The sequence below is a fragment of the Actinomadura soli genome (assembly GCF_005889715.1).
GTDB lineage: Bacteria > Actinomycetota > Actinomycetes > Streptosporangiales > Streptosporangiaceae > Spirillospora > Spirillospora soli.
In genome coordinates this window covers 1-991 of record NZ_VCKW01000583.1, presented here as the reverse complement: position 1 = coordinate 991, position 991 = coordinate 1, and the positions used below count along the sequence as shown (strand labels likewise).

1 protein-coding gene is annotated in these 991 nt (G+C 66.1%); it reads right to left on the bottom strand.

Annotated elements, in window-relative coordinates; genetic code table 11:
* Positions 1-24: 24 nt before the first annotated feature.
* Positions 25-834 (bottom strand): transposase family protein, encoded by an 810-nt coding sequence (locus ETD83_RS41985; protein ID WP_138650791.1) that lies wholly within the window; start codon positions 832-834, stop codon positions 25-27.
* Positions 835-991: the final 157 nt, after the last annotated feature.

The window sequence follows — 991 nt, the reverse complement described above, 5'->3', positions numbered from 1 at the left end:
TCAGTGAGGTTTTCTCAGTGATGATCACTTCCAGATTTTGTTGAGGACAAGGGCGGCACGGGCGATATCGCCGATCCGGCTGGGGCTGAGGGTGATGTGCTGCAGGGCACGCCAGCGTTGTTTGAGTTCGGCGGCGGCGCGTTCGCCCAGGGCCCGGACGCTGCGCAGGAGTGTGTTGCGCGTGCGGGTGTCGGTGTGAAGTGCCTGTTCAGACTGGCCCTTGGGTCGGCGAACGGGGACCCAGACGCCGATGCCGGCGCCGATGTATCCCTTATCGGCCAAGGTTGGCAGCCCGTTGGCGGCGGCCTGGTAAAGGGCGGGAAGTGCGTGGACGCGGGCTGCGGTGATGTCAGGGGTGGAAGCGGGCTCGGCATCAGAGACCCACAGCGGGGCGCCGTCGGGCGCGGCAAGGAACTGCACGTTGCCGCCGAACGCCTTGTGTTTCTGGCTGAACCACAGGTCGTTGCCGTTGTCGCGCAAGCCTGCGACACGGTCGCTGTGGATCAGCGTGCCGTCCAGGATCACGTGCGTCATCTGTTGGTCTCGGCAGCGATCCAGGACCGCGTGCAAGGTCGGGGCCTGCTCGGCCAGGACGCTGATGGCCTCGTGCAGGTAGCGGTAGCCGGTGGCCTGGGAGATGCCTGCGTCGCGGGCCAGGCGGTGCACGCAACTGCGTTCGCGCAACCAGCGCAATACCAGCACGGCCTGGCGGAACGGTCCCAGCGCCCGGCTGCGGCGCGGGGTGCCGATCCGGCGGCGGTAGGCGGCGAGCAGGCGCGCGAGGTACTCCACGATGTGGCGCGGGACGTCGAGCGTGGCAACATAGGTGACCAACGTGAAGCCTCTGGTAGCTACGGACATGATCTTGTGGTGAGACCTGTCCTACCAGAGGCTTCACGTCTGTGTGCATCTACGGCTCGACACCGGGCCCGTCCCCTGAGCGCGCTTCGTGGCTACTTCGCGCAGATCATTTCGCTGAGAAAACGTCAGT